3 protein-coding genes and 1 pseudogene are annotated in these 6,318 nt (G+C 75.5%); 2 read left to right on the top strand and 2 right to left on the bottom strand.

Going from position 1 to position 6,318, the window contains the following annotated elements; translation table 11 throughout:
* Positions 1 to 270 precede the first annotated feature (270 nt).
* A pseudogene (locus ACFWP2_RS39400) lies at positions 271 to 1,557 on the bottom strand (PP2C family protein-serine/threonine phosphatase); the annotation flags it as partial.
* A 218-nt stretch (positions 1,558 to 1,775) separates the two neighbouring features.
* Positions 1,776 to 3,224, bottom strand: coding sequence for an NAD(P)/FAD-dependent oxidoreductase (locus ACFWP2_RS39395; protein WP_380460929.1), 1,449 nt, complete (start codon positions 3,222 to 3,224; stop codon positions 1,776 to 1,778).
* 478 nt (positions 3,225 to 3,702) lie between these two features.
* On the opposite strand from ACFWP2_RS39395, the gene ACFWP2_RS39390 reads away from it, so the two are divergent.
* Entirely contained in the window at positions 3,703 to 4,578 is an 876-nt protein-coding gene (locus ACFWP2_RS39390; protein WP_380460927.1) for a TetR/AcrR family transcriptional regulator, read from the top strand.
* A 338-nt stretch (positions 4,579 to 4,916) separates the two neighbouring features.
* Positions 4,917 to 6,318, top strand: a 1,402-nt coding sequence (locus ACFWP2_RS39385; RefSeq protein ID WP_380460925.1) for a sigma-70 family RNA polymerase sigma factor, incomplete at its 3' end; no start/stop codon positions are given.

Here is a 6,318-nt window from a genome sequence, read left to right as displayed (position 1 = left end):
CGCCCCGTCCGACGTTTCAAACTCTAGCCGATCCCCGCTCCGAAAAGCGAATCCGACCGCAACCCAATAAAACGAGCACGCCGAATAAGCACCAGGCCGCAACGTGAAAACGACGAAGCGACCCAGCCCGAACCGGGAAGTGGTGTTTCAGAGGATTGGCTGCCCCGGGACCGTCCGCGCGGATGCGTGTCCGGTGCTCCCTGCCAGGCAGCTCGAAGAACACTAGACCTCTGGACCCGTCGAGTCAACCGGCGCAACCGAATTCTCGGGGCCCTCCTCCGCCGGCAGCTGGAAGGCCAGGACGGCGACGTCGTCGTCGTGCTCGGAGGTCACGCCCATCGCCCGCAGCAGCCGGGCGCAGATCACCTCGGGGGCGCCGACGGCTCCGGTCAGGGTGCGGGCCAGGAGGTCGAGGCCCTGGTCGATGTCCTCGTCCCGGCGCTCGACCAGTCCGTCGGTGTAGAGGACGCCGGTCGTACCGGGGAGCAGGCGCAGGGTGTGGGAGACGTGCAGGCCGCCGCCGGTGCCGAGCGGCGGGCCGTTCTGCTCCTCGCTGCGCAGGATGGTGCCGTCCGGGCAGCGCAGGAGTACGGGAAGGTGGCCGGCGGAGGCGTAGGAGAGGGTGCGGCGGCGCGGGTCCCAGACGGCGTAGGTGCAGGTGGCGATCTGATTGGCGTCGATCTCCATGGCGAGGCCGTCGAGCAGGCGCATCACCTCGTGCGGCGGCAGGTCGAGGCGGGCGTAGGCGCGGACGGCCGTACGCAGCTGGCCCATGACGGCGGCGGCGCGCAGGCCGCGGCCCATGACGTCGCCGATGACGAGTGCGGTGCGCCCGCCGTCGATGGCGATGACGTCGTACCAGTCGCCGCCGACCGCGGCCTCGGCGCCGCCCGGCTGGTAGGTGGCGGCGACCCGCAGGCCGGCCGGCTGGTCGAGCTTCTGCGGGAGCAGGCTGCGCTGGAGGGTGACGGCGGCCTCGCGCTGGCGGCGTTCGGCTTCGCGCAGGCGGGCGGCGGCGAGGACCTGGTCGGTGACCTCGGCGGCGAAGATCAGCACGCCGGCGGGCGGGCCCTCGGTGGGGGCGTCGCCGTTCTCCCCGGCGCCGAGCGGGACGCAGGAGACGTTGTAGTAGCGGTTGCCGGTGAGGCCGAGGATGCAGCGGGCCTTGACGCTGCGCGGGCGGCCGCCGCGGATGACCTGGTCCATCAGGGGCAGGACGCCCATGGTGGCGAGTTCGGGAAGCGCCTCGGCCGCCGGCAGGCCGGTGGGGCGTTCGCCGAAGAGTTCGCGGTAGGCGCGGTTGGCGTAGCCGAGCTGGTGGAGCGGGCCGTAGGTGACGGCGACCGGGGCCGGGATGCGGTTGAGGACCTCGCGCAGGTTCTGCGGCTTGTGCGGGTCGGGGAGCTCGGCGGTGGCGGCGGGGCCGCTCGGGTCGCGGGGTCCGGGTACGACGACGCCGTCCGGGCAGGGCACACCGTTCTCGGTGCCGGTCCCGTTGGGCGGGAGGGCACGCCAGGGGACTCCGGCGAGCCGGGCGCTCCAGCGCATGAGGTTCAAACGACGGCCGCTTCCTCGTTTTCCAGGCATATCATCACTTTTTGTGTGCGCAGCAGCACACGGGGTAATGACCAGGTCGGGCTGATCCTGTCAGGCGGAGGCCCGGTTCCGGAAGTCGCGCGCCCGGCGTGGCCGTCCGTTCCGTCCTCCGATCCGTCCTCCGGTCCACCCTCCGGCCCGCCGCTCGGTCGGACGTCGGCCCGGGCCGGCGGCCGTGGTCACCGGGCGGCATCCGGTCCGGCGTCGGAGGGCCGGCCGGACGTCCGGTCGAACCCGCCCTCGAAGGCCGAACGCGGGTGCTCCATCGCGCCCAGCGAGACCACCTCCCGGGAGAACACCCCGCCGAGCACCCAGTCCATCAGCACCCGCACCCGGCGCTCGGCGCTCGGCAGCCGCCGCAGGTGCCGGGCCCGGTGCAGCCACCAGGCCCGGCGGCCGGTGAGCCGACCGCCGCGCCGGGTGTGCGCGACGGCCCGGTGCAGGCCGAGCGAGGTCGAGCAGGCGGCGGGGCCGGGCCGGTAGTCGGCCAGACCCGGGGCGTGCGGCCCGCCCTCCAGGGCGACCACGACGTTGCGGGCGAGCAGCTCGGCCTGGGCGAAGGCGTGCTGGGCGTTGGGGGCGCAGGGGGCGCCGTCCGCGTTCGGGTCCGGCACGGCGGCGCAGTCGCCGGCCGCCCAGACGCCGGGCAGGGCCCGGCCGTCCGGTCCGACGGCCTGCAGGGTCGCCAGACATCGCACCCGGCCGAGGGTGTCCAGCGGCAGGTCGGTCTCGCGCAGCAGCGGGGCCGGCCGCACGCCCGCCGTCCAGACCAGGGTGCGGGCGCCGAAGCGGCTGCCGTCGGAGAGCGCCACGACCCGGTCGGCGGCGGACTCCAGGGTGGTGCGCAGCCGGACGTCGACGCCGCGTTCGCGCAGTTCGCCGAGGGTGTGCGCGGCGAGTTCGGGCGACTCGCCGGCGAGGATCCGGCCGGTCGCCTCGACCAGCACCCAGCGCAGGTCCTCGGCGCGGACGTTGTGGTAGCCGCGCACGGCGGTGCGGGCCATGTCCTCCAGTTCGGCGAGCGCGCCGACGCCCGCGTAGCCGGCGCCGACGAAGACGAAGGTGAGGGCGGACTGGCGCAGCGCCGGGTCGCGGGTGGCGGAGGCGAGGTCGAGCTGCTCCAGGACGTGGTTGCGCAGGCCCACCGCCTCGCCGACGGTGGAGAAGCCGAGGCCGTGTTCGGCGAGGCCGGGCACCGGTGCCGTGCGGGAGACCGAGCCGGGCGCCACCACCAGGACGTCGTAGGGCAGTTCGACCGGCGCGGGGGGTTCGCCGGGGCCCGCGGCGTCGGCCAGGGCGCGCCGGGCGGCGTGCTCGATCCGGGTGATCCGGGCGGTGAGCACCCGGCAGTCCGGCAGGACCCGGCGCAGCGGGACGACCACGTGTCTCGGGTCGATCGAGCCGGCCGCCACCTCGGCCAGCAGCGGGTGGTAGGTGAAGTAGGCCTGGGGCTCGACGACGGTGATCTCCACTTCTCCGCGCCGCAGCCGTTCCCGCAGGGCGCGCTGGAGGTGGAGTGCGGCGGCCGTTCCGGCGCAGCCGCCGCCGGCGATCAGGATCCTGATGGTGCACCTCCTGCCGATGCGACGTTTCGTCCCGGCCGCCCCGCGGCCGGGGGTGTCCCCCATCACGCCCCCCTATGAAGGACCGGCGGGGGTCGTCTTGTCCACAGTCCGTACGGGGCTGGGTGCGACACGAGTGACCGCCGTGGCCAGTTGTGCTTACTGGGCGACTTTCTGACGCACTTTCGGCCTCGGAGAGTGGTGAACTATGGTCGGATTGTGTACCGGGGCGGCCGTCGCCATGACAATCGGCGGCGACGCACCGTGGAGCGGCCATCACGGCCAGTTCCAGCGTTGGCGTGAGAACCCGACTGGGGGACGGTCATCCGGGGAAGGGTAGTTCCCGGACAGGGCCCCGGACGGTGCCGACGCGCCGAGCCGGACGTGGACCCGGCACGGCGGCACGAACCGTGGTCACCGGAACGGGACGGGCGGCACGAGCAATGGGTCATCGGGTCATTTCTGACGGGCTGAGCTGCACCGGGGGGTGCAGGGGCGGGCGACGACAGGGTCCGGATTCGGACGCCTGCGGGGGAGAGTTGGGATGATGGATCAGGAGCAGGTGTTGGGGCGGGCGGGTGCACCGCAGGCCGGAGCGGGCATGGTCCCCGAGCAGCGCGGCCCGGTGGACCTGCCATCGCAGGGCGGGCCGGCGTACTCGACGGTGGCGTACCGGACCGAGCCCGCGGCGGCCGCCGTGCCCGTGCCCGGGGCCCGGTTGCGGGTCGACGCCCGGCGGAACCTGGAGAGCGTGCTGCGGGCGGCCCGCGAGGTGTTCGGCGAGTTCGGCTACGGCGCGCCGATGGAGGAGGTCGCGCGCCGGGCCGGGGTCGGGGTCGGCACCGTCTACCGGCGCTTCCCGAGCAAGGAGGTGCTGGTCCAGCGGATCGCCGCCGAGGAGGTGGCGTGGCTGACCGCGCAGGCGCGGGAGTCGCTGTACGGCGGTGACGGCGCCTGGGACGCGCTGGCCGGCTACCTGGCCCGCGCGGTGTCCACCGGCGCCGGGCGGCTGCTGCCGCCGGAGGCGTTCCGGTACGCGGAGGAGCTGGGCCGGGTGCCCGAGCAGCGGGCGCCGGAACCGCCCGCGGCGGTCCGCTTCGACCTGCGCGGCGAGGAGGCCCGCTCCGGCGGGGTGGTCGAGCCCTCGGCGGCCGACGCCGATCCCCGGCTGCTGCTCCAGCTGCTGGCCGCCCTGGTGGCGCGGGCCGGTGCGGCGGGCGAACTGCGGCCGGGCGTCACGGTGTCGGACGTGGTGCTGGTGCTGACCGCCTCGGTGCCGGTGCACGCGGCCCGTCCCTCGGTCTCCGCGCCGGCGGCCGGCGGTTTCTCGCCGAATTCTCCGCAGACGGAGGGCCAGCCGTCCGCCGGGCCCTCGGACCGGCTGCTGCAGATCCTGCTGGACGGCCTGCGGGAGCGCTGACGCCCGTCGGCGGGCAGGTCCGCCACGCCCGGCGGGTAGGGGAGTTGGAGGGAGGACCGGCGCGCGGCCCGGGTGCGCGCGCCGGGTGCGGGAGTCGCACACCCCAGTGCTCCACGCTGGGCGAACGCCCCCGCGACGGCCCCTCGGAGGAGTGGAAGGCGGCTGGTCCGGCTTCCGCCGATCCCTGCGCTATGCCATCCTTTGCCCGTGGTTGGAGCCAATGTCCCGATGCGCGCCGTTCGCGCGCCGTCGGCGCCGTACCTCGGGGAACCGTGCGCCTACGCACTCCCGCGCGCCCTGCCACACTACGGGGGCTGTCGTGGAATCTGGGGTCCGTTGTGAGCGCCGAGGAACAGAACGACTACGGGTACGGCCTCGACTTCGGGGGCCTCTCCGGTGATGCCGTCGACGGGTCCAGCGCGGGCCCCTGCAGTCTCAGCGGCGCCGGCGGAACGGCCCAAGTGCCGGGCGCCGCAGCCGGTTCGGCCGCCGGACACGTCCCCGACCAGGCCGGGATGCCCAGCCGCGAGACGCTCTCCGCCTCCGCCGCCGCACTGCCCCCGGGCCGGGTGCCCGGGCAGGCCCCGGCGGGCCGCGGCGGCGTCGCCCCCGAGGCGTTCGTCGGCGAACCGTTCACCGGCGACGGCCGGACCGCCCGGCCGACCGTACCCGCCCCCGCCGATCCGGTGGACGGCGAGCGCCCCGCCTCCGACGCCGAGTTGACCGCCCGGGTGCGGGCCGGCGACGACACCGCGTACGAGGAGATCTACCGCCGGCACGCCGACTCGGTGCGCCGCTACGCGCGCACCTGCTGCCGGGACAACTTCACCGCCGAGGACCTCGCGGGCGAGGTCTTCGCCCGCACCCTCCAGGCGCTGCGGGCGGGCAAGGGCCCCGAGTTCGCCGTCCGCGCGTACCTGCTGACCGCGGTGCGCAACGTCGCCGCCGCCTGGCACCGCAGCGAGCGCCGCGAGCAACTCGTCGACGACTTCGCCGTGTTCGCGCAGACCTCGGCCGCCGTGGTCGACATCGACCTCGCCGACCCGGGCGCCGACGCCTGGGCGATGGCGATGGCCGACCAGCGGATGGTCATGCAGGCCTACGCCGAACTGCCCGAGGACGACCGGGTGGTGCTCTGGCACACCGAGGTCGAGCGGGAGTCCCCGAAGACCGTCGCGGTGATGCTCGGCAAGACCGCCAACGCCACCGCCGTCCAGGCCCACCGGGCCCGCGACCGGCTCGCCGCCGCGTTCCTCCAGGCGCACGTCTCGGGCAGCCAGGACAGGGCGTGCGAGGCGTACGCCAACCGGCTCGGGGCGTACGCGCGCGGCTCGCTGCGCAAGCGGGCCTCGGCGGAGGTCGGCCGGCACCTCAAGGAGTGCGACCGCTGCACGGCCGCCTGCCTGGAACTGACCGAGATCAACACCGGACTGCGCGCCCTGCTGCCCGGCGGTGTGCTCGTCTGGATCGGCGTCGGTGGGTTCAGCGCCGCCGCGGCCGCCGTGGGCGGTGTCGCCGCCGTCGGTGGCGCGGCAGCCGCCGGGACGGCCGCCGCCTCCGGGTCCGCGGGGGCCGCGGCCGGTGCGGGTGCCGCCGGCTCGGCCGGAGCGGGCGCCGGCGGGGCGGGAGCCGCCGCGGCCGGCGAGGGCCTCGGCACCGCCGCCAAGGCCGGGATCGCCGCCGCCATCGCGGTGGCCGCGGCCGCCGTCGCCGCCTACGCGCTCACCGGCACCCCCGAGC

This window comes from Kitasatospora sp. NPDC058444 (genome assembly GCF_042721415.1).
GTDB lineage: Bacteria > Actinomycetota > Actinomycetes > Streptomycetales > Streptomycetaceae > Kitasatospora.
Note: the sequence above shows the minus strand (reverse complement) of the source record. Positions and strands in the feature narration are given on the sequence as shown.

Bases quoted from the DNA above. Each gene is read 5' to 3' on its own strand.
- ACFWP2_RS39390 (WP_380460927.1), top strand. From the start codon at position 3,703: ATGATGGATCAGGAGCAGGTGTTGGGGCGGGCGGGTGCACCGCAGGCC.
- ACFWP2_RS39395 (WP_380460929.1), bottom strand. From the start codon at position 3,224: ATGGGGGACACCCCCGGCCGCGGGGCGGCCGGGACGAAACGTCGCATC.